This is a genomic window from Bacillus sp. SG20033 (assembly GCF_044570195.1).
Lineage (GTDB): Bacteria > Bacillota > Bacilli > Bacillales > Bacillaceae > Bacillus > Bacillus subtilis.
In genome coordinates, this window is record NZ_CP172606.1 from 1,136,129 (window position 1) to 1,160,763 (window position 24,635).

The window sequence follows — 24,635 nt, forward strand, 5'->3', positions numbered from 1 at the left end:
CTCTGTTTATTATATGTTCTTGGCGGGCGATTGTGAGCGCGGAGACTGAATCTGTCTGATATGTTTGATTCTCGCATCACCGCGGATAAGCGAAGCTGAACCAGCATGTAAAACAGAAGAGGCGGAAACCCCTTGAATTTTGATGCTGCGAACATAAATAGCCGGCACCTCGTGGCAAAATGCGCTTTGTACACCTGTTTCGCGAATCGGCTTCACTGCCTGCTGCTGAAAGATTTGGTACTCCTTTTTGTTAAATGAGCCTTCATTATTGTAAAACGTGGACCGAGAACGCTGAACAGCAAATACTTTTACACTCATATCGATTTCATTTGTGTCGCCAACTTGAAACACACTTGCGATCCCGAGGGAATTAAACTTAACTAGTCTGATGCGTGATATGCGTTTAAGCATTATTCTGGCGCAATCGGAGCAAACGGCCCGATGATAAGAGATTCAGGCGGTGTATCAAAAATAGAAGACAGGTAGATGGATTCAGTGTCTCCGATGTGGAAAACGGAGGAACTGGACACACCGTTCATCCGGATGTCCCCGACTTCCAAGCTGCGGTTGATGACTGTAAAGATCATGCTTGCTCATCTCCTTTCATTTCTGATGGAATATGCTCCAGAAAGTGTTCTACAGCGCGGATGACATCACGCTTCACATGCTCAGCGATATGTTCTGCATATTGTGCAGGCGGTGTATTTTCTTCTTTTTTGATATGGGACATATAATAGTGAATCCGGCTGTCCATTTGTTTTCTGATGTCTTCAATAACATGATGTCTGTTTGTATCGTCAAGTCTGCTGTCATATTGGTTTTCAAGCTGTTCCAAAATATCTGGGATTTCCTCGGTTAAGTACATGTCGACATTCTGGCGGATCTGCTGCATGAGCTGAGCGCTCTCTTCCTGCTGCATCATCCCGATTTGCGGTGTCGACTGGCTGACTTCAAAGTTTTGGACGCTGTTCGGGTCAGTAGGATTTAAGCCGATATTCAAAGTCCCGTCGAGCCTTTCGATTTTCAGCTGATCAAATTTATACTCCACACGCTCAATGGTAGTGGCCGGCCGCTGTTTCATCGTATTCATTTCAGTTTGAATCTCTTTCAGCTGACGTTCGAGCTGCTGAATGTGAATCGCCTGCTGCTGAACGAAGGAATTCAAGTTTTGCAGGTAAGAGGAAACAGATTGATCATACATGTTCTTTCACCTCTTTCATATGATTAACGGCCAGGAGGCTGGAGCGGGACCAATGAACCTGTGTCGGGCTCCTGCAGCTGGAGCGGTTGCCCTGAGCCAGAAACTTCTGGTGCCGGTTCTACATAGCTTCCTGTATTATACAAATTTGACAGAGACTTGATTGATCCGGCGCTCCCGATTTGCAGAATGGAGGAGTTGCTGATTGATTCCAGCCGGAGATAGTTGATTTGAATGGTTTGATTAATATAGAAGTTCATGAGCCTCACTCCTTTTACGCATTGGCCACGATCGGCTGATCAACCGCATCATTGTCATACACATTCGTCGCGTTTTGATAATTCATCACCTTGAGGCTGTCGCCGGTATTAAAGCTGCCAGCACCGGCAAACGTTCTGACCTGAGCCTGAGGAGAAATCGTAATGCAGTCCCCGATGTGAACGACTCCGCTCGTACCAATCGCATTAATTTTAAACGCTCCGACAATGGCCGGCATACGAGCACATCCTTTGTTGAAAAATTGAAAAAAGACAGGTAAAGTGAAATGACAATTCTGATTTCAATTGGGCTATTCACGATAGCTTATGACAAACGCACATATGTGTGAGAGATATTTAAAGGGGACATATCGGCTTTTGATGAAAGCGTTTTATTTTTGGGCCGTTATGTTTAAACATGGCAAAAGAGGGTGTTGGGTATAAATTGAGCGGAAATGCGGCGAAGGATGCCGCTATCCGCCTATGATGGTTTTTGTTTATTTCTTTGGTGTTTTTTCGTGTAGAATGCTTTTTGGAGTATGTCGTGCTGCGGTATTCGATTTTTGGGCGGGCACATTCTCGCCCTGAGGTATATCCCAGAAGTGCTGAGTAAAAAGCGGAGTTACATGTGGTGTATTCTACTCGTTATAGAAAATGATTTACATACGGGAGTTTTCAAGATATCTCCCAAAAATCATTTCTTCTTTAATCCGGGTATTCAGCAGGATATCCAGCTCTTGGCTGCATTGAATCGTTTCCTTTGAATTCATGCCGTATTTTTGTGCGGTTTCAATTAGTGTGATCCTCATTTCTTCAATTTTACTGTTCATTACGCTATCTCCAATTCTAGATTTTATTTTGATATAAATACAGGATATCGTTAGTATAACCTATTTTGGCTCAAAAGGTTGCCTTTCGTCAATTTGACTAAAAAAGCGACAATTTTTGCTGCGGCCTTTTTTAATGGAGAAAGGACTAAAGTCTTGCTAAGTGTGCTTGCAAAAAGTCCTGCCGTTCCTCAATTTCTCTAAGTATGTTTGTCTGCTCCTTTTCGATCTGAAAGGGGCTTTTTTTGATAAAAGGATCATCAGCAGCACTTTGACAAATGTCAAGGTGCCATTCGTTGATGAGAGGAGATAATCGTTCAATAGTAAACGACCGCTTCAGCACGTTTTTCATTAAGGTGTGATATTGCGACCTGAAGGCGGGAATGGATAGAAGCCTTGACGAAAGCGTCTTTCCTTTTGTCAGAAGCGGGTCTTCGTCATACCATTCTTGTACGGCAAGCGATCTTGTCTCCATCGGGGAAACGTAAAGCCGACCGGATTCGTTTAAACAAAATGTGTAGTAAAAGCCTTGATTGGTGCAGGCGTTGCCGATCAGCCACAAAAAAAACAGCTTGACATCCAGATACAATTTAATCCTTTCAGCCAATTCGTCATCTCCGGCTGTGCGGATCAGTATGAAAAATTCATGTACGAATGCCGAGGAATCATTGTTAAAAAGGGACAACGGAACCCTTGGATCGGCCGTCTTCACTCCGTAACTCGTTTTACCGGCTGGCTGATGGTTCTTGATGTTCAAATAAATGCCTTCAGGCTGGCCATTGATGGTCAGAAAGCTGTACGAGACAGCGGGAGCAGGTACGCCGATCTGGTCAAAAAAACAATAGGCGAGTCTGCGCCGCATCAGGGACGGATCATCCTGTTCTGCATTCAAAAAAAGTGTCCTTTCACCAAGCAGAGACTTTTCCCAGCTGATTTCATAGGATGCCTTTTCCGCCCTGTCACGCTGTGTGAGAAGAATGGGAGAAACAGATCGATCTGTTACGAAAAGCCCCTTGGCAGTACCTTTCCTTTTCAGCTGCTCCCGATGAAAAAATAAATGCACGCGCTCCATATTCTTTCCTCCTTCTCAAAACGACATTTGTATGATATGTAGAGCAAGCCCGTCCTGAAACGAAATGAAAACGGAATTGAGAAAAAGGGATTTCAGCATTCGACAGAGAATACATGAAGGAGCATTCTGATTTAAAAGATGATGGAGGAATAACATGAAATTTGCGACAGGGGAACTTTACAACCGAATGTTTGTCGGCCTGATCATTGACGATGAGAAAATTATGGATTTGCAAAAGGCTGAAAAAAAACTGTTTGAACTTGAGACGATTCCGGGATCGCTGATTGAATGTATCGCAGAAGGGGATAAATTCGTTGCGCATGCAAGGCAGCTGGCCGAGTGGGCAAAGAAACCGAATGATGAGCTGGGATCATTTATGTATTCATTATCCGAGGTGAAGCTCCATGCACCCATTCCGAAGCCATCAAAAAATATCATCTGCATCGGCAAAAACTACCGGGATCACGCGATTGAAATGGGGAGCGAGGCTGATATTCCGGAGCATCCGATGGTATTTACAAAATCGCCGGTAACGGTTACGGGGCATGGTGATATCGTAAAGAGCCATGAAGAGGTTACCTCTCAGCTTGATTATGAGGGAGAACTTGCTGTTGTGATCGGAAAAAGCGGGACCCGCATTTCAAAAGAAGATGCATATGACCATGTTTTCGGATATACGATTGTGAATGATATCACGGCGCGTGATCTGCAAAAAAGGCATAAGCAGTTTTTTATCGGAAAAAGCTTGGATACGACATGTCCTATGGGGCCCGTGCTTGTACATAAATCAACGATTCAGGAGCCAGAGCGCCTCAAGGTTGAAACAAGAGTCAACGGCGAGCTGCGCCAATCCGGTTCGGCAAGCGATATGATCTTTTCCATTCCGGAATTAATTGAAACCCTCTCAAAGGGGATGACGCTTGAAGCGGGCGACATTATTGCCACCGGTACGCCGTCTGGTGTCGGCAAGGGGTTTACGCCTCCAAAATTCTTGCGGTCAGGTGACAAAATTGATATTACAATTGATCCGATCGGAACGCTGTCAAACCAAATTGGCTGAATAAAACTGGAGGGCGGACCCGGACCCGCCCGTTTTTTCTGATAATCATCTTTGTGACAGAGGACAAGTTCATGGTACTATAAGTGGGGTAATTTATCTGATAGGGGGAACATATATGACACACCTACATATTACGACATGGGTGGTAGCGCTGATTCTGCTTTTCGTCAGCTACTCGCTGTATTCGTCAGGAAGTGCAAAGGGCGCAAAAATCACTCATATGATTCTGCGGTTATTCTATATCCTTATTATTTTGACAGGAGCTGAGCTGTTTGTCCGTTTCGCCAACTGGAACGGAGAATACGCCGGCAAAATGATTCTGGGCATTATCACCATCGGCCTGATGGAAATGCTCCTCATCCGCAAGAAAAAAGAAAAATCAACAGGAGGACTGTGGGTCGGCTTCGTCATTGTCCTTTTGCTGACAGTGCTGCTCGGTCTGCATTTGCCAATTGGTTTTCAATTGTTTTAATAGAAAAACCTATGAACCCGGCTCTTTGATAGAGTTGGGTTTTTTTATATTTATCCCCTCATATTCCAAATCATTTAAAATAACCTTAAAATTCCCTGTAAGCGGTATCTCGTCCTATGAAATTATGATACCTTCAAGGAGATTCATTATTTTGCAGGAGGGATAACATGAAACGCAGAAAATTCAGCTCGGTTGTGGCGGCAGTGCTTATTTTTGCACTGATTTTCAGCCTTTTTTCTCCGGGAACCAAAGCTGCAGCGGCCGGCGCGATCGATCAGGCGGCTGCTCTGGAAAACGGCAAAGAGCAGACAGGCGCCATGAAGGAGCCGGAACAGGTGAAATGGTACAAAGTGACCCCGGGAGCAACGGATATTCAGAAAAACTCACATATGGCACTGACCGTAAAGAGTGATTCAGTACTGAATGTATCTGTATATCCAAGTAAGGAAAAAGCGCTTAAAGATGAGACGTTTGAGATGTACCGTTCTTTCACAGCGGAGGATGGAAAAAGCGAAGTCATTTTTCCATACGCGTGGAGCGGCCCTTACTATGTAAAAGTTGAATACCTCGGAGAAGAAGAACCAGAGGACGGCGGAACGGCAGAAGCAGCTGCAGAAGCCAAGTATACGATTGGGTATAAAGGCACCAAAAAACAGCCGTCAGATTTAGAAGAGGAAGAAGCTTGTCCGGTTGAAATGAGTGTCGATCAGAAGAAATCAGGAAAAGGCATCCTGGATAAGCTGAGAGCGATTCGTGATGAGCAGCTGAGCCAAACAGCAGAAGGCAAAGAACTGACAAGCCTTTATTACAAAGCAGCACCGTTTATCGTTGCAAAACTCGCACTCAATAAAACAGCAAGAAATGAAATTTATCAGGATCTTGTGACACTAAAGCCGTTATTTGACGATGTGTCAGAAAACGGAGCATCATCTTCGTATAAGGTCACTGAAAAGGATCAAAAAGCATTCAACCGGCTATATGATAAAGCTTTACAATCAGTCCCGTCATTCCTTAAAGAGGAGATAAAGAAACAAGCGGACCGACTAAATATGAAGCAGCTGCAAGGCAAAACAGCCGGAGCCATTTTAACAGAAAACAATATTGCAGCAAAAAGTGAAGTTCAGACAACAAAGGTTATTTTCAAGGTGAAGGACAATAAAAGCCTCTCATCCGTACATAATGAAATGAAGGGCTTTTCTGCAAGCGCGCAATCGAAAAAAGACATATCCAATGTGAAAAAGGCAAAGAAACTGTTTGACAATCTGTATTCATTTGAACTTCCGAAAGACGAGAAACAGAACGGCGCATATACGGCAAGCGCCAAAAGGGTCAAAAGCGCTGCTGCGACACTATCCAAGATGTCCAATGTAGAGTTTGCGGAACCCGTACAGGAATACAAAAGCCTGGCAAACGATATTCAGTACCCTTATCAATGGCCGCTTAAAAACAACGGTGAAAACGGCGGTGTCAAAAATGCGGATGTGAAATATGAGCCTGCCAACACATTGCTGTCCAAACGCAAGCTTAACGATACACTCATTGCAGTAGTAGACACAGGCGTAGACAGCACGCTTGCTGATTTAAAAGGAAAAGTAAGAACAGATCTCGGACACAATTTTGTCGGACGGAATAACAATGCAATGGATGATCAGGGGCATGGGACGCATGTCGCAGGCATTATTGCGGCCCAAAGCGATAACGGCTATTCAATGACTGGATTGAATGCCAAAGCAAAAATCATCCCTGTAAAAGTGCTTGATTCCGCAGGTTCCGGAGATACTGAACAAATTGCTCTCGGCATCAAATATGCTGCTGACAAAGGAGCAAAGGTGATTAATTTAAGTTTAGGCGGAGGCTACAGCCGCGTGCTTGAATTTGCTTTGAAGTACGCAGCTGACAAAAATGTCTTGATTGCCGCAGCCAGCGGGAATGATGGAGAAAATGCCTTATCTTATCCTGCATCTTCTAAATATGTGATGTCAGTCGGCGCAACGAACCGCATGGATATGACCGCTGATTTCTCTAACTATGGAAAAGGTCTGGACATCTCTGCTCCAGGGTCTGATATCCCGAGCTTAGTGCCGAACGGAAATGTCACGTACATGAGCGGAACGTCTATGGCGACGCCGTATGCTGCCGCTGCTGCAGGATTGCTGTTTGCTCAAAATCCTAAGCTGAAAAGAACAGAAGTTGAGGATATGTTGAAAAAGACGGCAGATGATATTTCCTTTGAAAGTGTCGATGGCGGAGAAGAAGAGTTGTATGACGATTATGGTGATCCGATTGAAATTCCGAAGACACCTGGTGTAGACTGGCATTCAGGCTACGGGCGGCTGAACGTCATGAAGGCTGTCAGCGCAGCTGATTTACAGCTTAAGGTCAACAAGCTGGAAAGCACTCAAACAGCTGTCAGAGGAAACGCGAAGGAAGGCACACTTATCGAGGTGATGAACGGCAAAAAGAAACTCGGCAGCGCCAAAGCCGGAAAAGACAATGCGTTCAAGGTTAATATCGCGACTCAAAAACAGGATCAAGTACTGTATGTGAAAGCAACAAAAGGCGATGCGAAAACATCGTATAAAGTTGTCGTCGTCAAAGGAAAACCTTCCGGCACACCGAAAGTAAACGCGGTGAAAACGAAGGATACGGCAGTAAAAGGGAAGGCAAACAGCAAAGCGATGATCAGAGTGAAAAACAAATCAAAGAAAGTCATTGCTTCTGCCAAAGCTGACGCAAAAGGAACGTTTTCGGTGAAAATCAAAAAACAAAAAGCCGGAACGGTGCTGTACGTCACGGCTGCGGATACAGATAAAAAAGAAAGCAAGGAAGCAAAAGTTGTTGTTGAAAAGTAACCAAAAAGCGGTGCTCGATGCACCGCTTTTTTATTTGCGCCCCCGTTGGACTGCTGAATACATAATGGATCGCTTTCCGTTTGAAGCCGTCCATTCAAAACGGTCTCCTGTCCCTTCGCTGCTGTAGTGATGCTGCATCGCGCATTGGGCGGTGTCATTTGAAAAGTGATAAAAGGACACACCCTGCCCCGCCGAAGTATTCGAAAAGACTCCTTTATTATAAGAAAAGACGCAATCGAATACGGATAAGCCGAAGCTGTGCAAGTGCTGCAGAAATGCGAGAAAGGTTTCGTCGTCAAGCGAATCCAAAAGCGCCATGAGCGGCCGCTTGACTGATTTCTCATAGCGGATGCGTTCTCCGCCGGAAAGGGAGATGTTTTCTGCACCGCATGCCAAAACCAACTTGTCCTGAAAGCCGGCTTGCTCCCACTTTCCTTTATGATGGATCCAGATTGGGCTGTGTTGGAGAGTGTCCGCCAAAAGTATATCACCTTCACCGTTTTCGATTAAGCAGATGCCGTCTTCAATGAGGATGGTGCCGTATTCCCACTTTCGTTCCTCTGTATATAACAATTGTTTCCGTTTCATCCATGCTGTCTCCTTTTTCTTCATTCCTCTCTTTTCTTTCCAATTCAAGCCTGTCCCATACAACTCTTTTATGGACAAATCAACTATCTGCCTATAGATGCATAAACTTACTAAGGTGCTGAAAGAAACGAAATTGTTACGAAAGAAACGGGATTGGAGCTGATGTCACATGTGTGGAATTACGGGTTGGGTCGATTTTAAAAAGCAGCTCGTCCAGGAAAAACAAACGATGGACAGAATGACAGACACTCTTTCCAAACGAGGGCCTGATGATTCAAACGTTTGGGGGGAGCACCATGTTTTATTCGGACATAAAAGACTTGCAGTTGTTGATATTGAAGGAGGACGCCAGCCGATGGCGTGTACCTATAAAGGGGATACGTACACCATTATTTACAATGGCGAGCTGTATAACACGGAAGATTTGCGCAAAGAATTGCGGGCGCGGGGCCATCAATTCGAGCGTACGTCAGATACCGAGGTGCTTCTGCACAGCTACATCGAGTGGCAGGAAGACTGTGTCGACCATCTCAATGGCATATTCGCTTTCGCTGTGTGGGATGAAAAGCGTAATCTGCTGTTTGCCGCGAGAGACCGTCTCGGTGTAAAGCCGTTTTTTTACACGAAGGAAGGCTCTTCATTTCTCTTCGGGTCGGAAATCAAAGCAATCCTCGCGCACCCTGATATAAAAGCGCGAGTGGACAGAACGGGACTTTCTGAAATTTTCGGTCTTGGACCGTCCAGAACCCCGGGCACTGGCATATTTAAAGGTATAAAAGAAATCCGCCCGGCTCATGCGCTGACATTTTCCAAAGACGGACTTAATATTTGGCGTTATTGGAATGTTGAAAGCGAAAAACATACGGACAGTTTTGATGACACGGTTGCCAATGTCAGATCGTTATTTCAGGACGCGGTGACGCGGCAGCTTGTGTCGGATGTGCCTGTTTGCACATTCCTATCAGGCGGTCTGGACTCAAGCGCAATTACAGCGATTGCGGCGGGCCATTTTGAAAAGGAAGGAAAAGCACCGCTTCATACTTATTCGATTGATTACGAAGAGAACGATAAATTTTTTCAAGCAAGCGCTTTTCAGCCGAATGATGACGGACCATGGATTGAAAAAATGACAGAGGCTTTCGGCACAACGCACCACAAATGCGTCATCAGCCAAAAAGATCTCGTTGATCATTTGGAGGAAGCTGTTCTGGTCAAAGATTTGCCGGGAATGGCGGATGTCGACTCATCCCTGCTGTGGTTTTGCCGGGAAATCAAAAAGGACTTTGTCGTCAGCCTATCGGGAGAGTGCGCGGATGAGATTTTCGGCGGGTACCCGTGGTTCCATACGGCAGATGTTGAGTCTGGCTTTCCATGGATGAGATCAACGGAGGAGCGGATCAAGCTGCTTTCTGACTCATGGCAGAAAAAATTGAATCTGAAAGAATACGTAAATGCCAAATATGAAGAAACCTTGGCAGAAACGCCATTATTAGATGGTGAAACGGGTGTGGATAAAGCAAGAAGACAGCTGTTCTATTTAAATATGCTTTGGTTTATGACGAACCTTTTGGATCGGAAGGATCGCATGAGCATGGGGGCGAGCCTGGAAGTGCGGGTGCCGTTCGCCGATCACCGGCTTGTGGAATATGTTTGGAATATTCCGTGGGAAATGAAAATGCATGATAATCGGGAAAAAGGCATTTTGCGCAAAGCGCTTGAGGGCATTTTGCCTGATGACATTTTGTATCGCAAAAAAAGCCCGTATCCGAAAACACATCATCCGGAATATACAAAAGGCGTCAGCGAGTGGCTGAAAACGATCAGAAGCCAAAAGGACTCCGTGCTCCATACCTTACTGGACAGAAAACAATTAGATCAGCTTTTAGAAACGGAAGGCTCCTCCTTCAAGGTCCCGTGGTTCGGGCAGCTCATGAAGGGGCCTCAGCTGATCGCCCATCTTGCTCAAATTCATACATGGTTTGAAGCGTATCGCATTGATATTGATGAAGGATAAAGAAAAAGCCGATTCTGCTCAAAGGAATCGGCTTTTTCTTCATATACAATTGCGAGAAAACATAATAGACTTGAAGAAGCAGTGATACATAGGAGTGAAAAGAAATGAAAGAGATAAAAGAAGCCTATCAGCAATGCGGCCAGATCGTCAGCGCCCGCGAACCAGCCTGTTACAAAGCATTTTCGTTTCTTCCGCTGAAGCAAAGGCAGGCAGCTTGGGCGGTTATGGCGTTTTGCCATACGGCAGCCAATGCGGATGAGAAGGCGTTATCTGCCATTGAAGCTGAGGCGGAAGATGTTTTTTCCGGTACGTATAACGGGAATCATTTTTTGTGGAAGGCTTTCGGCCATGCCTACCAGACATTTACACTGGACAGCGAGCCATTCCGTGAGTTCATTGCCGCACAGAAAGCCGAAGATAAACCGTTTGGAAACCTTGATGAATTGCTCATGCACGCATACCAGACAGGCGGGGCAGCCGGATTGATGCTTCTCCCGATTATGGCGCGCCGGCATCAGAAACAGCTGACACATGCAGCCGGTTCTCTCGGTTTAGCGATTCAGCTGATTCGGATTCTGAGAGATATCGGCACTGGCCAACAGCAAAAAAGCCGTATCCCTCGGAAAGTGATGCAGCAATTTGGATATACAGAGGACGACCTTCAAAAGGGCGTCGTGAATAAGGCGTTCACAATGACGTGGGAGTATATCGCTTTTGAAGCAGAAGCCTACCTTGAAGAGTGTCAGGATGCCTTGCCGCTATTTCCGCAGTATTCTCAAAAAACGGTGAAAGCCGCTCTTCATTTGCACCGGGCTGTTTTAGAAAAAATCCGGGCGAACAAGCACGATGTATTTCAACATCACTTCGCTCTCACAGAGACCGAAGTGAAGCAGATTCTCTCTGATATCTAAAAAAACACCCGGCCTTGATTGAGCCGGGTGTTATGCCATACCTTTTTGTATCCAGATACGTGAGCGCCATCTTCTGTACATTAAGATTCCCCGGACCCATTCATCCGCGATAAAAGAAATCCAAATGCCGGCAAGACCGAAACCGAGGTGGATGCCGAAAAGATAAGCAAGCGGGAGGCCAATGCCCCACATTGAAATCATTGCCATGTAAACCGGGAATTTCGCATCCCCCGCGGCCCGCAGAGAGTTAATGATGATGACATTAAACGAGCGGCCTGGTTCAAGAATAATGGTCATGGCAATCAATAGGCTTGCAGTTGCTATAATATCAGGGCTTTGTGTGAAGAGGCCGATCAGGTCTTTTGAAAAGATCGTCATCAAAACAGATGTAGCCGCAGCAATTCCGAGTGCCCAATATAAGCTCTTCATGCAGCGCTCATAAGCGGCATCAAATTGTTTGCCGCCGATATAACGGCCGATTAAGATTTGTGTACCCTGGCTGATCGCAGTGCCGAACAGCAAAATAAACATCGTAATATTTTGCGTATACACTTTTGTTGTCAACGCCTGCGCGCCCATGATGGCGATAAAATACGTGACAATCATTTGCGAAAGGTTGTATGAAAGCTGCTCTCCCGCAGAAGGAATGCCGATTTTCAGCAGCTTGCGCAAATGCTCTTTATGCATATGAAAGACTTTTTTCAGCGACATCTTCAGCTGGATGCGTTTGTTGACAATCACAATCATCGCGATTAATCCGATGACGCGGGCGATAGATGTGGACATGGCCACACCGGCAACGCCGAGAACAGGAAAGCCGAACAAACCGAAAATCACAACAAAGTTTCCGGCAATGTTTAAAATGTTCATGCCGATAGTGACAAACATTGTATCTTTTGTGTAGCCGTAGCTTTTTAAGATCGCGCTGAATGTCATGATTAAAGCCTGAATAAAGGACAGACCTCCGACAACTTGTAAAAAGACTTTCGCATCAGGCATCAGTGCGTCTGATAATCCCATCATATGAAGCAGAGGGACAGCCGCGAAAAAGACGACGGCGCTGATGGCCAGGCTGATGAAGAAGTTGGCGCCGATTGACACATAAGCGACTTCCATGGCTTCTTTCTTTTGCCGTGAGCCTAGAAATTGTGAAATGATAACGGTCGTTCCTGTTGCGATAAAGCTGAACATCACGATAATTAAATTTAAAATCTGGTTGCTGACGCCGACTGCTGCCACGCTGTTATCCGAGTATTGGCTGAGCATCAGTGTATCGGCATTACCCATAAACATATATAATGAGACCTCAATAAAGATCGGCCAAGTAAGCGAAAATAATGAGAACGTTTTGTCAGCGGGTTTTTTCAAAGCAGTTGATTTGAAGACAGCTTGTTTCATAGTGTCTAACCCCTTTCGTAAATAAAATCAACGTTTTAAAGTGTACCTCCATTTCCTTATAATAAAAAGGGATAGAAACGATACTTCTTGTAAAAATCCGACTTAAAAAGGAGGATGATTCAAATGCCTCGCATCCTGTTTACAGTCCCGCCTTTTCCGGTATTTATCGCAGCTGGGGAAGGGGTTTTTAAAAAAGGAGAAACCCATGTGAAACGTGTATTCTCCGTGTTTGATCTGATATATGTCAAACACGGAACGTTATATATAACGGAAAATGAAACATCGTTTTCTGTTGAAGGCGGCGAGTACATCTTGCTTTCTCCCGGTCTTGAACACTACGGGACGAAGGGCAGTGATGAAGCAACCTCCTACTATTGGCTTCACTTCGATGAACACCGATATGAATTTACGGCAAAGGGAGGCAGCAACTGGTCTGAGCTTCAGCAGGAAAAAGGGAGTTTCGAAGAGCCGGCCCGCTACGGATTGGCCTTGCCGAGAAAAGGCAAGGTGCAGCGCCCGCAGTTTATGGCGCAGCAGTTTGAAAAGCTGATCGATTACTCCGCGGAAAACTCTGATTTGCCGCTCAGAAAGCAAATTTTATTTGAGGAGCTGATACTGCATCTTCAAAAAGAAGCGTTCCAAATACCGTCTGCGAAAGAGCGGGTAGCCTGGGAGGCGGCCCGGTACTTACAGGAGCACTATAAGGAAAAGACGACAATCAAGGATCTGTCGCTCGCTCTTCACTATCATCAGGATTATGTGAGCCGCTGCATGCAGCAGGTGCTCGGCGTAACTCCGGCACAATACACGAACCGGGTGAGAATGACGGAAGCGAAGCGTCTTTTATCCTCTACAAATGATAAAATGGGCGTTATTGCGGAAACGGTCGGAATGGAAGATCCGACATACTTTTCAAAACTCTTTAAGCAGATAGAAGGCATTTCACCAATTGAATACCGGAAAATTGTCAGCCGGAAAGTTCAATAACCAGACGAGGGATGAACATGAAAACAACAATTTACGATGTGGCAAAGGCGGCGGGTGTCTCGATCACAACTGTGTCCCGTGTGATAAACAATACGGGGAGAATCAGCGATAAAACAAGGCAGAAGGTCATGAATGTCATGAATGAAATGGCATACACGCCCAATGTCCACGCCGCGGCGTTAACGGGAAAACGAACGAATATGATTGCTCTCGTGGCGCCTGATATTTCAAATCCGTTTTACGGCGAACTGGCCAAAAGCATTGAGGAAAGAGCGGATGAGCTCGGTTTTCAAATGTTGATTTGCAGCACCGATTACGATCCGAAAAAAGAAACAAAGTATTTTTCTGTGCTGAAACAGAAAAAGGTGGATGGCATTATTTTTGCAACAGGGATTGAAAGCCATGACAGTATGTCTGCTTTGGAGGAAATCGCCAGTGAACACATTCCGATTGCCATGATTTCTCAGGATAAGCCGCTTCTTCCGATGGATATTGTTGTGATAGATGACGTTCGTGGCGGATATGAGGCTGCCAAGCATCTTCTGTCACTCGGCCACACGAACATCGCCTGCATTATTGGAGACGGGTCAACGACAGGCGAAAAAAATAGAATCAAAGGCTTCCGTCAGGCGATGGAGGAAGCGGGCGTGCCCATTGATGAATCACTTATCATCCAGACGCGGTTTTCCTTGGAAAGCGGCAAGGAAGAAGCGGGAAAATTGCTCGACAGAAACGCTCCGACTGCTATTTTTGCCTTCAACGACGTATTGGCTTGTGCCGCCATACAAGCTGCGAGAATAAGAGGCATAAAAGTGCCGGATGATCTTTCTATCATTGGTTTTGATAATACGATACTCGCAGAAATGGCGGCTCCGCCCCTGACAACCGTAGCCCAGCCGATAAAAGAGATGGGGCGGAGCGTCATCGAACTGCTGGCAGAAGCAATAGAGGGAAAACGAAAGGCGAAACAAAAAATAGTGCTCCCGCCTGAGCTTGTAGTCAGACATTCTACATCACCGCTCAACACATGAGCCCGCTAATGAGCGGGTTTTTTCATTATGACAGTTGAAGCCAAAAAAACATATTGCGTGTAAACCAAAGGCAGTGTAAAATGAAACCATCTTTTGAGAAAGCGCTTGCACAAAATGGTAGAGCGGATAGAACCGCTGTTTTTTTAGCTGTTAAGAGAAAGCGCTTTCCCGAAGCGAGCCCGAAATGAGATAAAGGAGAGGATGGGACGTGGAACATCAAGTAAGGTGCGCAGTATTGGGATTAGGAAGGCTCGGTTATTATCATGCGAAAAATCTCGTCACCAGTGTGCCGGGGGCAAAGCTGGTTTGTGTCGGTGATCCGTTAAAAGGGAGAGCGGAGCAGGTTGCCAGAGAACTCGGTATCGAAAAATGGTCAGAGGACCCGTATGAAGTGTTAGAAGATACCGGCATTGACGCTGTCATTATCGTAACGCCGACAAGCACACATGGTGATATGATCATCAAAGCTGCCGAGAACGGCAAACAGATCTTTGTTGAAAAACCGCTGACATTAAGCCTTGAGGAATCTAGAGCAGTTTCTGAAAAAGTGCAGGAGACAGGTGTCATCTGCCAAGTCGGCTTTATGAGACGGTTCGATCCAGCATACGCAGATGCCAAACGGCGGATCGACGCTGGAGAAATCGGCAAACCTATCTATTATAAAGGCTTTACGCGCGACCAAGGCGCGCCTCCCGCAGAATTTATCAAACACAGCGGTGGGATTTTTATTGACTGTTCCATCCATGACTATGATATTGCCCGTTATTTGCTAGGGGCGGAAATTACTTCTGTTTCAGGACACGGCAGGATTCTGAACAATCCGTTTATGGAGCAGTACGGCGATGTGGATCAGGCGCTGACGTATATTGAATTTGACTCCGGCGCAGCGGGGGACGTCGAGGCAAGCAGAACCTCTCCATACGGACATGATATCCGGGCGGAGGTGATCGGGACAGAGGGCAGTATTTTCATTGGGACATTGAGAAATCAACATGTGACCATCCTTTCGGCTAAAGGGAGCAGTTATGATATCATTCCAGACTTTCAAACTCGTTTTCATGAAGCCTACTGCTTGGAGCTTCAGCATTTCGCCGAGTGTGTCCGTGATCGAAAAACACCGATTGTGACAGATATTGATGCGACGATCAATTTAGAAGTGGGTATCGCCGCAACCAATTCCTATAAGAGCGGCAGGCCCGTACAGCTTGATGTGAAGCGCGCTTATACAGGTATGTAAAAGCTAATGTGTTGCATTTGAGGCTTTCCGCAAAAAAAGCAAGGACATTTTAGCCCTTGCTTTCTCTTTTCTCATATAAATAGTACATATAATCAGTAGGTACGCCTAAATGGCCCAGCTGTCTCAGCATGGCGGTTACGTTCCCTCTGTGGTAAGTGCCGTGATTGACGACATGCAGGATGGTGTCTGCATAGGTTGATTCCAGTGTACCTAGTTTCGGATGCTGCATTGTGAAGGTCTGTTCTAAGTCCGTCTGGCGGCTGAAGAAATCATGATACTGTGACTCCAGCTCGGCAGCGTGCTGTTTAATCGCTGCCATATTACCTTGCGCGGACTGTAATTTGCCTGCGCTGTCTATAATCTCTTGGTAGGCCACTCCCGAAAGAACATTCAGCCAAATGTAGTCAGCCCTGCACATATGAAGCAGCACGTCGCTGACAGAAGGAAATACGCTCTTTACTTCTTGATAGGCAGTTTCCTCCGGCAGGTTTTCGATATGGGTAAATATTTTCTTGTTTGCCCAAGAATGATAGTCATAAAACTGTTTTGCATCAGTCATCAGCATGCCTCCTTTTCTAAGAAATTCGTTTTTTTCATCTGTTTCTCCTTCAGTTGCAAAAGAGTGACACCCCAAAATATCCTGCCGCTGCCCACATTACCGCTGCAGAGCATTTGTTTACGATCAGCATAAGCCTGCCGCTCGTATCTATCGTCTGAAACAATCGGCCCGCTATTGCAAGGCTGATAAACCAAATCCAAGACACAGCGATGCAGGCGGCCATAAAGAGCCATTTCTCAAGCCCCGAATATTGAAGAGAGCTCGTGCCGATGACGCCGATCGTGTCCAGAATGGCATGCGGGTTTAAAAGAGAAACAGCGGCCGCAAACGCAGCTTGCTTTTTTGGTGTGAACGTATGTTTCTCATTTTGGCTTGTGTTCGGACGGCTGTTCCAAGTCACCCAGCCCATATAGAGCAAAAATAAAAATCCGCCGGCCATCATGACTGTCTCAAACACAGGCAGCTCCTGCACAATGACAGACACGCCCGCAATGGCTAATACGATTAACAGGGTATCGCAGACTGAAGCACTGATGACAGCTGGGAGAGCCCGCCAAATATGCTTTTGCCACGCGCCTTGCTGAAAAATAAACATATTCTGCACTCCCAGCGGCAAAATTAAGCCAAACGCGAGCACAATTCCATGAATGATTGCATTCATGCTGAAAAAGCTCCTTTCACATTTTTTTTCAATCATAAGAGAGATTGCCACTAAAGTCTCCAGCCATTTGGTTGGGTTAGAAACCAGCCAAATGTATAATGTGTAAAAAAGGGGGGCATGACCTTGTCGCAATGGCAGCCAAGCCGAAAGTCGGATGTTCCGCTGCATCGGCAGATCGAACAATATATGAAAGACAAGATTCTTCACGGAGAGTGGGCTGTAGGGACGAAAATCCCCTCACAGAGAACGCTGGCCGACATGTTTCAAGTCAACCGCAGCACAGTCACAGCAGCCATAGATGAACTCACGTCTCAAGGCTTGTTAGAGGGAAGAAGAGGCGGCGGTACGAAGGTTGTAAACAGTACTTGGAGCGTGCTGGCGGCTGAGCCTCCGCTTGATTGGAGCGATTACGTCCGTTCGGGCATTCATCGCGCCAATTCTTCCATCATTCAAGCTATTAATCAGAACGAACCAAGAGCGGATATCATCAGATTAGGAACTGGAGAACTTTCACCGGATCTTGTGCCTGCTGACACAATTGGACGGATGTTTCAGCAAATCAATCCGGGCGCCCTGTCTTTAGGATATGAGCAGCCGAAAGGAAACCGTCAGCTGCGGGAGGCAGTGGCCGACCATTTAAAAGGAAAGAAGATCTATGTGTCACCGTCTGCAATTTTAATTGTGTCCGGTGCACTTCAGGCACTTCAGCTCATCTCAATTGGACTTTTAAAACGAGATTCTGTCATTTTGACGGAGAAGCCGTCCTACCTTCAATCCTTGCATGTATTTCAATCAGCTGGGATGCGGCTTCGCGGCTTGCCGATGGATGATGAAGGGGTCAAAGCGGGGCTTGTTTCTTCTAATCGAAAACAATATGGAGGACAGCTTGTTTACACGATTCCGTCGTTTCATAATCCGACAGGCACAGTCATGTCAGAGCAGCGAAGGAAAGAGATCATCAGCCTGTCAAAAAAAGAGCAGCTGCCCATCATTGAGGATGATGCGTACGGTGATTTATGGTTTGAAGAAAAACCTCCGCAGCCGTTGAAAGCAATGGATCATGAGGGCAATATTCTGTATCTGGGCACGTTTTCAAAAACGGTTAGCCCCGGTCTGCGAATCGGCTGGCTTGCCGGTCCGGAGCCGGTTATTGAAAGGTTGGCGGACATTAAAATGCAGACAGACTACGGATCAAGCGGCCTGTCCCAGTGGGCGGCTGCCGAGTGGCTGTCACAGGGGTATTATGAAGAGCATCTGACTTGGGTACGCAGGAAGCTTAAAGAAAGGAGAGACGCCGCCGTTCATTTTCTCGAGCGGTATGCCGGGGACATTGCCACGTGGCGGATTCCCGCAGGCGGCTTTTATATTTGGGTGACATTTCACAAAAACCTGCCTGTCAGCCGTTTCTTTTATGGATTGCTGAAACGGCAGGTGCTTGTGAATCCCGGCTACATTTATGACGGTGAAGACCGAAACAGCATCAGGCTGTCATATTCCTATGCATCTCTTGGAGATTTGGAAACTGGCATTAAAGCGGCAGCTGAAACAGCACGCCGCCTGATGATGTCCTAAGCTTTGGTTATACGATGACAGCTCCCAGTGCCCTGGCGAAGGCAATCGCATGCTCAGGTGCGATTTTGCAGCCTTTCAATTTGTCGAGGGAGACATGAAGCTGTTCAAAACGGCACGTGCTGATGTCCATGTTTTGAAGGGACGTACCGGTAAAGCTGGCGCCTTCCAATTCGCATCCGTCAAAGTGTGTCTGCTGGAGCACCGTATTGCTGCATTCACTTTGCATAAGAGCACAGTGATCAAATCGAACTTGTTTCATATTTGAGTACGAAAATGAGCTGAAATGTCCGTGGCATTCCTCGAATGAAACATTACGCAGCGTTGCTTCCGCCACATTCATTCCAACCATTTTTGACTGCTTAACAGAAGTTCTGTGAATGACAGCCCCGCTGAAATCGGCGTTTGATAAATCGCATTTTTCAAAGATCACATCGGTCAGTTCAATATGCCGAAAAGACACTTCGATAAAGACGACATTTCTGAATACCGTTTTTTCCACACAGAGTCTTTCTATATCTTCGCCGCAGATTGTACAATCTTCAAACAAATGCATGCTGATTACATCATCCTGCGTCACGGCATCATGAAAATCTGCGGTTTGCAGGTTTTCCGGTATGTTCGGTTTTTGAATTGCGAGTTTATTCATGTGATGACATCCTTTGCTGCCCGAAAAACAGAGGCTTCCGGGTTCAATTTAATAGATCGTTAAGGAAATTGATACATATAGTAAATCGTGAAGAGCCTTTTCTTGGTACAGCAGCCCGCTTGTTTTGTAAGCATAAATGGAAAGCTTCCTATACGTCAAGGCGTTTACAGGCCGAAAAAGCCAAAGGGAACAGGAGGAATGGGGAATGGGGCATTACATCAAAACCGAGGAGCATGTGACACTGTTTGTAGAGGATATCGGACATGGAAGGCCGATCATCTTTTTGCACGGGTGGCCGTTGAATCATAAGATGTTTGAATATCAAATGAATGAGCTTCCGAAAAGGGGATTTCGTTTTATCGGCGTTGATTTGCGGGGATATGGGCAATCTGACCGCCCTTGGGAAGGCTACGATTATGACACGATGGCCGATGATGTGAAAGCAGTCATTTATACGCTGCAGCTTGAGAATGCGATTCTTGCCGGTTTTTCAATGGGCGGCGCCATTGCAATCCGTTATATGGCAAGGCATGAAGGAGCCGATGTTGATAAGCTGATTTTACTGTCTGCAGCGGCCCCCGCGTTTACAAAACGCCCGGGTTATCCGTACGGGATGAGGAAGCAGGATATTGACGATATGATTGAATTGTTCAAAGCTGATCGGCCCAAAACACTGGCTGATTTAGGGAAACAGTTTTTTGAGAAAAAAGTGTCTCCAGAGCTTAGACAGTGGTTTCTCAATCTGATGCTGGAGGCCTCCTCCTACGGGACGATCCACTCGGGCATCGCATTAAGAGACGAAGATCTCAGAAAGGAACTTGCTGCAATCAAGGTGCCGACGCTGATCCTGCACGGGAGAAAGGATAGAATTGCGCCGTTTGATTTTGCGAAAGAATTGAAGCGCGGCATCAAACAGTCGGAATTGGTTCCGTTTGCAAACAGCGGGCACGGAGCATTTTATGAGGAAAAAGAGAAGATCAACAGTTTGATTGCGCAGTTCTCCCACTCATAAGAAAAAACCCGACATTGATCGGGTTTTTTATATAATTCCTCTGTTTTGCAGTGCGTTAATGATGAAATCAGCTCCAACGGAAATAGAGGTCTGGTCTGACTCAATGATGAAATCGGGTGAAAGCGGCGCTTCATACGGAGAATCGATCCCGGTGAAATGTTTGATCTCTCCGTTTCGCGCTTTTTTATAAAGCCCTTTTGGATCGCGCTGTTCACAAACATGCAGCGGGCACTTCACATAAATTTCGAAGAACTCACCTTTAGGAAAGAGCGCTCTAACCATGTCCCGATCCTCTCTGAATGGAGAAATAAAAGCCGTTAAAATCATTTGCCCGCTGTCGACAAACAGCTTCGCCACTTCTCCGATCCGGCGGATGTTTTCAATCCTGTCACCAGTCTGAAATCCAAGATCTTTGTTTAAGCCGTGGCGGATATTATCACCGTCAAGCACGTAGCTCTGAATGCCCTTGCGGTAAAGCTTTTCATCGACAGCATTGGCCAGCACCGATTTTCCGGAGCCGGACAAACCTGTAAACCAAAGGACGCAGCTTTTGTGTCCGTTTAAGGACTGTCTGTCAGACTTTGAGATGGCAGCGGGATGCCAAATGATGTTCGGATTGTGTGTCATTGCAATTCCCCGCTGTTTTGTTTGATGGCAACAGGCTGTTGGTGAAGTCCCTTGATCAGGACGGCTGCGACCTCAGGCCGGCTGAATTCTTTAGGCGGCTTTTTGCCTTGGCGGAGAAGCTCTCTCACTTTTGTGCCTGATAAGTGGATGTGGTCTCTTGAGCTGTGCGGACATGTTTTGGAGGTGCCCATGTTTCCGCATTTTCGGCAATAAAAGCTGTGCTCAAAAAACATCGGCTTGATGCCCAGCTCTTCCTCTGTGAATGATTGAAAAATATTTTGGGCGTCGTATGTTCCATAGTAGCTGCCGACACCCGCGTGATCACGGCCTACAATAAAATGGGTGCAGCCGTAATTTTTTCGGACGAGCGCATGGAAAATCGCTTCCCGCGGACCTGCATAACGCATGGCGGCAGGGAAAACCGATAACATGACACGATCCTTTGGATAATAGTGATTAAGCAAAGCCTGGTAGCTCTCCATTCTGATATCGCTGGGGATATCGTCTGACTTTGTTTCTCCGACAAGCGGGTGAAGCAGCAGACCGTCGACCGTTTCTAACGCTGTTTTTTGAATGTATTCATGCGCTCTGTGAACAGGGTTCCTGGTTTGAAAGCCGACAATCGTTTTCCAGCCGAGTTTTTGAAAGGCTGCTCTTGTTTCTGCGGGCGTTGCATAAAACTGTTCGAAAGATTTGTCAGGCAGGCGGCTGACCGTGATAGGCCCTCCGATATAGTAATCTGGGCGCGCCAGCAATTTTTTTACGCCTGGGTGGGCAGGATCGTTTGTTTTAAAAACAGACAGTGCTTCTTGTGTTTTATCAGGCTGGTATATATCGGTGACTGTGATCATGCCGTAGGTAACACCGTCTTTCACAAGCTTGACGTGATCTCCGGCAGACAGCTGTTTTGCTGTTTTTTCTCCGACAGGCAGCGTAATCGGCAGGCTCCACGGCAAGCCGTTTGCCAGCCTCATTTCCTTCACAACACGATGATAATCTTTTTCTCCCAAAAAACCTGTTAACGGGCTGTATCCGCCGATCGCGATAAGCTCCAGATCACTCAGTGCAAGCTGATCCAGCTCTGCTTGGCACGCGCACCCTTCAAAATGGCATGCGGGATCACAGCGGTTGATTAATACCCCTCCATGGGGTTCGTTTCCATTCAACGTGTTCAACCTCCAATTATACGTTTCCTTGTTTTCTTTTCTGCGGTTAATGAAAGTTTGACATCAGCGTCTCAACATCATTTCGATTCTCACATCAAGAACCTGCCATCCGCTATTCCTGATGCAGGCCGCATTCTGTTTTCTCCCGTCCGGCCCATCTTCCAGCCCTCTCATCGTTCGGGTCCGGGGAAGGCAATGTACACATTTCACAGCCTATGCTCGGATAATGTTGATCGTGCAGTTTGTTATAAGGCAAATTGTGCAGGCGGATGTACGTCCAAACGTCCTCCCATGTCCAGTGGATGAGCGGGCAAATTTTGATGAGCTTAAACTTCTGGTCCAGGTTTACGTATTGAATATGCTTTCTCGTTGGCGACTGCTCCCGGCGCAGTCCTGAAATCCAAGCTGTCATGCCGGACAGGTGCTTTTTGAGCGGTTCAATTTTCCGCAATTGGCAGCAGAGGTTCGGGTTATGCTTCCATAGCTCTCCGCCGTACTTCGTCCCCTGGTCTGTTAAGCTCAGCTCGGGTTCGAGCATCTGGATTGCAAATCCCGGATATCGCTCTTTGACGGTCTCGATCAGCTCATATGTTTCCTGAAAATGAAGCCCGGTATCCAAAAAGATGATGTGTGCGTTTTTGTTGATTTTTGATATTAAGTCTAGAAGCACCATTCCTTCTGCGCCAAAGCTGCATGCGTACACAATCTTTTCTCCGTACGTTCGGTAAGCCCACTTCAACACATCGAGCTCATCGATCAATTGATCCGTTATCTGTTTGGACAGCATGTCGTTCCATGTGTCATATGTGATGGTTTCGTTCAACGTTTTCCCCCGTTTGCATCTGCTTTTTTTATCTATTGATCGAGTTATAGGCAGACTATTCATTTTTTGCATAAAGGTTCAGGGTTTTTACGTGCCGCGCCCGCCTAAAATGAGGTGCGGAACCATTAAGAGCCCGGCTGAATATGCTTTTTAGCAAAATGGTTTTATGCCCAAGGAGAGGTAGTATGCCGATTGCCATTTATCAGGGGCATCATCATTCGCTTGCCCCGGCGGACATTAACATCGTCATTGATGTCATCAGAGCTTTTACGGTCGCCCATTATGCGTTTATCGGCGGGGCGAAAGAGATTTTGTTGGTCCGGACAGCTGATGAAGCCTTTGCGCTGAAAGACACCTATCCGGATTATGTATTGACGGGAGAGGAAAAGGGGGTCGGTATCAGCGGATTTGATTTAGATAATTCTCCAAAACGTATGGCTGGGCAGGATATGGCGGATAAGCGCCTAATCCAGAAAACAACAAACGGCGTCACAGCAGCATTGGGGGCGCTGAACGCAAAGCATCTGTTCGTAACTGGATTTTCCAATGCCAAAACAACGGCAGAGCATGTGAAAAAGCTCGCCGCAAACGATTGTGTCATAAACATAGTGGCTTCCCATCCATCCGGTGATGACGATATGGCGTGTGCGGAGTATATCAAAGGCATCATTGAAGGGACAAATGCGGTAACGGCTGAGGAGGCGATTCAAAGAATAAAAGGCTCTTCTGTTGCAGAGAAGTTTTTTGACAGCCGCCAGCCATTGTTTGATTCGGAAGACATTGTTTACTGTACAAAAGAACTGACGGGCGATTTTGTGATGAAAGTGAAACAAGATGGAGAAGTTCCAACGATAGAGAGGGTCATAATATGAATGATTTTTCACTAGAATTGCCAGTGAGAACAAATAAGCCGAGAGAAACCGGGCAGTCCATTTTAATTGATAACGGCTATCCCTTGCAATTTTTCAAAGATGTCATAGCCGGAGCGTCCGACTATATTGATTTTGTTAAATTCGGCTGGGGCACATCATTACTTACAAAAGATCTTGAAGAAAAAATCAGCACACTGAAAGAACATGACATTACATTTTTCTTTGGCGGCACACTGTTCGAAAAGTACGTAAGCCAGAAAAAAGTGAATGAATTTCATCGGTATTGCACCTATTTCGGCTGTGAATATATTGAGATCTCAAACGGTACGCTCCCGATGACAAATAAAGAGAAAGCGGCTTTCATTGCCGATTTTTCTGATGAATTTCTTGTGCTCAGTGAGGTGGGCAGCAAGGATGCGGAATTAGCAAGCCGGCAAAGCTCTGAGGAATGGCTTGAATATATCGTTGAGGATATGGAAGCGGGCGCGGAAAAAGTGATTACAGAAGCCAGAGAAAGCGGAACGGGAGGGATCTGTTCCAGCAGCGGCGATGTCAGATTTCAAATTGTTGACGACATCATTTCCTCGGATATTGATATCAACAGGCTGATTTTTGAAGCGCCTAACAAAACGCTTCAGCAAGGGTTTATTCAAAAAATCGGGCCGAATGTGAATCTGGCCAATATTCCATTTCATGATGCCATCGCGTTGGAAACGCTGCGTTTAGGGCTAAGATCCGATACCTTTTTTCTGTAAAATAGCGGCTGCGGGGCTCTCGTCGTGAAGAGAGCCTC

General features: G+C 46.2%; 26 protein-coding genes and 1 pseudogene. 12 read left to right on the forward strand and 15 right to left on the reverse strand.

The genetic code is table 11. The features are described 5' to 3' along the window. Positions 1-9: 9 nt before the first annotated feature. From ACFVP7_RS05850 to ACFVP7_RS05880, 7 genes are all read right to left on the reverse strand, one after another. Entirely contained in the window at positions 10-411 is a 402-nt protein-coding gene (locus ACFVP7_RS05850; RefSeq protein ID WP_032679918.1) for a spore germination protein GerPE, read from the reverse strand. Next, entirely contained in the window at positions 411-587 is a 177-nt protein-coding gene (gerPD, locus tag ACFVP7_RS05855; RefSeq protein WP_014476380.1) for a spore germination protein GerPD, read from the reverse strand. Before gerPD ends, ACFVP7_RS05850 begins: the two co-directional genes overlap by 1 nt. Beyond that, positions 584-1,201, reverse strand: a complete 618-nt coding sequence (locus ACFVP7_RS05860) for a spore germination protein GerPC (protein ID WP_014476381.1) — start codon at positions 1,199-1,201, stop codon at positions 584-586. Before ACFVP7_RS05860 ends, gerPD begins: the two co-directional genes overlap by 4 nt. 23 nt (positions 1,202-1,224) lie before the next feature. After that, positions 1,225-1,458 carry a spore germination protein GerPB gene (gerPB, locus tag ACFVP7_RS05865; RefSeq protein ID WP_003233090.1) on the reverse strand — a complete coding sequence of 78 codons (234 nt, stop codon included), beginning with the start codon at positions 1,456-1,458 and terminating at the stop codon, positions 1,225-1,227. A 14-nt stretch (positions 1,459-1,472) separates the two neighbouring features. Then, positions 1,473-1,694 (reverse strand): spore germination protein, encoded by a 222-nt coding sequence (locus ACFVP7_RS05870; RefSeq protein WP_003233088.1) that lies wholly within the window; start codon positions 1,692-1,694, stop codon positions 1,473-1,475. A gap of 420 nt (positions 1,695-2,114) precedes the next feature. Then, positions 2,115-2,285 carry an aspartyl-phosphate phosphatase YisI gene (gene yisI / locus ACFVP7_RS05875; RefSeq protein ID WP_003233086.1) on the reverse strand — a complete coding sequence of 57 codons (171 nt, stop codon included), beginning with the start codon at positions 2,283-2,285 and terminating at the stop codon, positions 2,115-2,117. Between the two features lie 145 nt (positions 2,286-2,430). Further along, complete coding sequence (locus tag ACFVP7_RS05880) at positions 2,431-3,354, reverse strand: CotH kinase family protein (protein WP_230488448.1); 924 nt, start codon at positions 3,352-3,354, stop codon at positions 2,431-2,433. 154 nt (positions 3,355-3,508) lie between these two features. Here ACFVP7_RS05880 and ACFVP7_RS05885 point away from each other — a divergent pair, with 154 nt between their 5' ends. The 3 genes from ACFVP7_RS05885 (at position 3,509) to wprA (ending at position 7,738) form a co-directional block, all read left to right on the forward strand. Continuing rightward, complete coding sequence (locus ACFVP7_RS05885) at positions 3,509-4,414, forward strand: fumarylacetoacetate hydrolase family protein (RefSeq protein WP_003233084.1); 906 nt, start codon at positions 3,509-3,511, stop codon at positions 4,412-4,414. Between the two features lie 115 nt (positions 4,415-4,529). Continuing rightward, complete coding sequence (locus ACFVP7_RS05890; RefSeq protein ID WP_003244937.1) at positions 4,530-4,886, forward strand: YisL family protein; 357 nt, start codon at positions 4,530-4,532, stop codon at positions 4,884-4,886. Between the two features lie 167 nt (positions 4,887-5,053). Next, positions 5,054-7,738 carry a cell wall-associated protease WprA gene (gene wprA, locus ACFVP7_RS05895; RefSeq protein ID WP_375060214.1) on the forward strand — a complete coding sequence of 895 codons (2,685 nt, stop codon included), beginning with the start codon at positions 5,054-5,056 and terminating at the stop codon, positions 7,736-7,738. Positions 7,739-7,768: 30 nt separating this feature from the next. Here the strand turns inward: wprA and ACFVP7_RS05900 are convergent, their stop codons facing one another. Beyond that, entirely contained in the window at positions 7,769-8,350 is a 582-nt protein-coding gene (locus ACFVP7_RS05900; RefSeq protein WP_080481060.1) for a DUF2777 domain-containing protein, read from the reverse strand. A gap of 145 nt (positions 8,351-8,495) precedes the next feature. On the opposite strand from ACFVP7_RS05900, the gene asnB reads away from it, so the two are divergent. Then, positions 8,496-10,340, forward strand: a complete 1,845-nt coding sequence (gene asnB / locus ACFVP7_RS05905; protein WP_014476388.1) for an asparagine synthase (glutamine-hydrolyzing) — start codon at positions 8,496-8,498, stop codon at positions 10,338-10,340. Positions 10,341-10,421: 81 nt separating this feature from the next. Beyond that, positions 10,422-11,251: pseudogene (locus ACFVP7_RS05910) on the forward strand (phytoene/squalene synthase family protein). A 30-nt stretch (positions 11,252-11,281) separates the two neighbouring features. Here ACFVP7_RS05910 and ACFVP7_RS05915 read toward each other — a convergent pair. After that, complete coding sequence (locus ACFVP7_RS05915; RefSeq protein ID WP_003233074.1) at positions 11,282-12,649, reverse strand: MATE family efflux transporter; 1,368 nt, start codon at positions 12,647-12,649, stop codon at positions 11,282-11,284. 123 nt (positions 12,650-12,772) lie between these two features. On the opposite strand from ACFVP7_RS05915, the gene ACFVP7_RS05920 reads away from it, so the two are divergent. The 3 genes from ACFVP7_RS05920 (at position 12,773) to iolX (ending at position 15,904) form a co-directional block, all read left to right on the forward strand. Continuing rightward, entirely contained in the window at positions 12,773-13,636 is an 864-nt protein-coding gene (locus tag ACFVP7_RS05920; protein ID WP_327842132.1) for an AraC family transcriptional regulator, read from the forward strand. Positions 13,637-13,653: 17 nt separating this feature from the next. Further along, positions 13,654-14,667: a transcriptional regulator DegA gene (degA, locus tag ACFVP7_RS05925; RefSeq protein ID WP_015715647.1), complete on the forward strand. Its 1,014-nt coding sequence runs from the start codon at positions 13,654-13,656 to the stop codon at positions 14,665-14,667. Positions 14,668-14,875: 208 nt separating this feature from the next. Further along, positions 14,876-15,904: a scyllo-inositol 2-dehydrogenase gene (gene iolX, locus ACFVP7_RS05930; RefSeq protein WP_041345119.1), complete on the forward strand. Its 1,029-nt coding sequence runs from the start codon at positions 14,876-14,878 to the stop codon at positions 15,902-15,904. A gap of 49 nt (positions 15,905-15,953) precedes the next feature. On the opposite strand, the gene ACFVP7_RS05935 is transcribed toward iolX, so the two are convergent. Continuing rightward, a complete protein-coding gene (locus tag ACFVP7_RS05935; RefSeq protein WP_396583042.1) occupies positions 15,954-16,463 on the reverse strand; it encodes a DinB family protein in 510 nt (169 codons plus the stop codon). A 49-nt stretch (positions 16,464-16,512) separates the two neighbouring features. Then, positions 16,513-17,175, reverse strand: a complete 663-nt coding sequence (locus ACFVP7_RS05940) for a LysE family transporter (RefSeq protein ID WP_396583043.1) — start codon at positions 17,173-17,175, stop codon at positions 16,513-16,515. Positions 17,176-17,241: 66 nt separating this feature from the next. Between ACFVP7_RS05940 and ACFVP7_RS05945 the strand changes: the two genes are divergently transcribed. After that, positions 17,242-18,696 carry a PLP-dependent aminotransferase family protein gene (locus tag ACFVP7_RS05945; RefSeq protein WP_396583044.1) on the forward strand — a complete coding sequence of 485 codons (1,455 nt, stop codon included), beginning with the start codon at positions 17,242-17,244 and terminating at the stop codon, positions 18,694-18,696. A 7-nt stretch (positions 18,697-18,703) separates the two neighbouring features. On the opposite strand, the gene ACFVP7_RS05950 is transcribed toward ACFVP7_RS05945, so the two are convergent. Next, entirely contained in the window at positions 18,704-19,342 is a 639-nt protein-coding gene (locus ACFVP7_RS05950) for a pentapeptide repeat-containing protein (RefSeq protein ID WP_396583045.1), read from the reverse strand. Positions 19,343-19,547: 205 nt separating this feature from the next. On the opposite strand from ACFVP7_RS05950, the gene ACFVP7_RS05955 reads away from it, so the two are divergent. Then, positions 19,548-20,354 carry an alpha/beta fold hydrolase gene (locus ACFVP7_RS05955; RefSeq protein WP_396583046.1) on the forward strand — a complete coding sequence of 269 codons (807 nt, stop codon included), beginning with the start codon at positions 19,548-19,550 and terminating at the stop codon, positions 20,352-20,354. A 27-nt stretch (positions 20,355-20,381) separates the two neighbouring features. Here the strand turns inward: ACFVP7_RS05955 and cysC are convergent, their stop codons facing one another. From cysC to ACFVP7_RS05970, 3 genes are all read right to left on the reverse strand, one after another. Beyond that, complete coding sequence (cysC, locus tag ACFVP7_RS05960) at positions 20,382-20,981, reverse strand: adenylyl-sulfate kinase (RefSeq protein ID WP_396583047.1); 600 nt, start codon at positions 20,979-20,981, stop codon at positions 20,382-20,384. Next, entirely contained in the window at positions 20,978-22,147 is a 1,170-nt protein-coding gene (sat, locus tag ACFVP7_RS05965; protein WP_038829192.1) for a sulfate adenylyltransferase, read from the reverse strand. Before sat ends, cysC begins: the two co-directional genes overlap by 4 nt. A gap of 112 nt (positions 22,148-22,259) precedes the next feature. Next, on the reverse strand, positions 22,260-22,970 hold the full coding sequence (locus ACFVP7_RS05970; RefSeq protein WP_396583048.1) for a phosphoadenylyl-sulfate reductase: 711 nt from the start codon (positions 22,968-22,970) through the stop codon (positions 22,260-22,262). Between the two features lie 185 nt (positions 22,971-23,155). On the opposite strand from ACFVP7_RS05970, the gene ACFVP7_RS05975 reads away from it, so the two are divergent. After that, on the forward strand, positions 23,156-23,842 hold the full coding sequence (locus ACFVP7_RS05975) for a 2-phosphosulfolactate phosphatase (protein WP_069964095.1): 687 nt from the start codon (positions 23,156-23,158) through the stop codon (positions 23,840-23,842). After that, a complete protein-coding gene (locus tag ACFVP7_RS05980; RefSeq protein ID WP_021479581.1) occupies positions 23,839-24,597 on the forward strand; it encodes a phosphosulfolactate synthase in 759 nt (252 codons plus the stop codon). Before ACFVP7_RS05975 ends, ACFVP7_RS05980 begins: the two co-directional genes overlap by 4 nt. Positions 24,598-24,635: the final 38 nt, after the last annotated feature.

Excerpts from the sequence above, each read along its gene's own strand:
- ACFVP7_RS05850 (WP_032679918.1), bottom strand. The coding sequence starts at position 411 with ATGCTTAAACGCATATCACGCATCAGACTAGTTAAGTTTAATTCCCTC.
- gerPD (WP_014476380.1), bottom strand. The coding sequence starts at position 587 with ATGATCTTTACAGTCATCAACCGCAGCTTGGAAGTCGGGGACATCCGG.
- ACFVP7_RS05860 (WP_014476381.1), bottom strand. The coding sequence starts at position 1,201 with ATGTATGATCAATCTGTTTCCTCTTACCTGCAAAACTTGAATTCCTTC.
- gerPB (WP_003233090.1), bottom strand. The coding sequence starts at position 1,458 with ATGAACTTCTATATTAATCAAACCATTCAAATCAACTATCTCCGGCTG.
- ACFVP7_RS05870 (WP_003233088.1), bottom strand. The coding sequence starts at position 1,694 with ATGCCGGCCATTGTCGGAGCGTTTAAAATTAATGCGATTGGTACGAGC.
- yisI (WP_003233086.1), bottom strand. The coding sequence starts at position 2,285 with ATGAACAGTAAAATTGAAGAAATGAGGATCACACTAATTGAAACCGCA.
- ACFVP7_RS05880 (WP_230488448.1), bottom strand. The coding sequence starts at position 3,354 with ATGGAGCGCGTGCATTTATTTTTTCATCGGGAGCAGCTGAAAAGGAAA.
- ACFVP7_RS05885 (WP_003233084.1), top strand. The coding sequence starts at position 3,509 with ATGAAATTTGCGACAGGGGAACTTTACAACCGAATGTTTGTCGGCCTG.
- ACFVP7_RS05890 (WP_003244937.1), top strand. The coding sequence starts at position 4,530 with ATGACACACCTACATATTACGACATGGGTGGTAGCGCTGATTCTGCTT.
- wprA (WP_375060214.1), top strand. The coding sequence starts at position 5,054 with ATGAAACGCAGAAAATTCAGCTCGGTTGTGGCGGCAGTGCTTATTTTT.
- ACFVP7_RS05900 (WP_080481060.1), bottom strand. The coding sequence starts at position 8,350 with ATGAAGAAAAAGGAGACAGCATGGATGAAACGGAAACAATTGTTATAT.
- asnB (WP_014476388.1), top strand. The coding sequence starts at position 8,496 with ATGTGTGGAATTACGGGTTGGGTCGATTTTAAAAAGCAGCTCGTCCAG.
- ACFVP7_RS05915 (WP_003233074.1), bottom strand. The coding sequence starts at position 12,649 with ATGAAACAAGCTGTCTTCAAATCAACTGCTTTGAAAAAACCCGCTGAC.
- ACFVP7_RS05920 (WP_327842132.1), top strand. The coding sequence starts at position 12,773 with ATGCCTCGCATCCTGTTTACAGTCCCGCCTTTTCCGGTATTTATCGCA.
- degA (WP_015715647.1), top strand. The coding sequence starts at position 13,654 with ATGAAAACAACAATTTACGATGTGGCAAAGGCGGCGGGTGTCTCGATC.
- ACFVP7_RS05935 (WP_396583042.1), bottom strand. The coding sequence starts at position 16,463 with ATGACTGATGCAAAACAGTTTTATGACTATCATTCTTGGGCAAACAAG.
- ACFVP7_RS05945 (WP_396583044.1), top strand. The coding sequence starts at position 17,242 with ATGACCTTGTCGCAATGGCAGCCAAGCCGAAAGTCGGATGTTCCGCTG.
- ACFVP7_RS05950 (WP_396583045.1), bottom strand. The coding sequence starts at position 19,342 with ATGAATAAACTCGCAATTCAAAAACCGAACATACCGGAAAACCTGCAA.
- ACFVP7_RS05955 (WP_396583046.1), top strand. The coding sequence starts at position 19,548 with ATGGGGCATTACATCAAAACCGAGGAGCATGTGACACTGTTTGTAGAG.
- cysC (WP_396583047.1), bottom strand. The coding sequence starts at position 20,981 with ATGACACACAATCCGAACATCATTTGGCATCCCGCTGCCATCTCAAAG.
- ACFVP7_RS05975 (WP_069964095.1), top strand. The coding sequence starts at position 23,156 with ATGCCGATTGCCATTTATCAGGGGCATCATCATTCGCTTGCCCCGGCG.
- ACFVP7_RS05980 (WP_021479581.1), top strand. The coding sequence starts at position 23,839 with ATGAATGATTTTTCACTAGAATTGCCAGTGAGAACAAATAAGCCGAGA.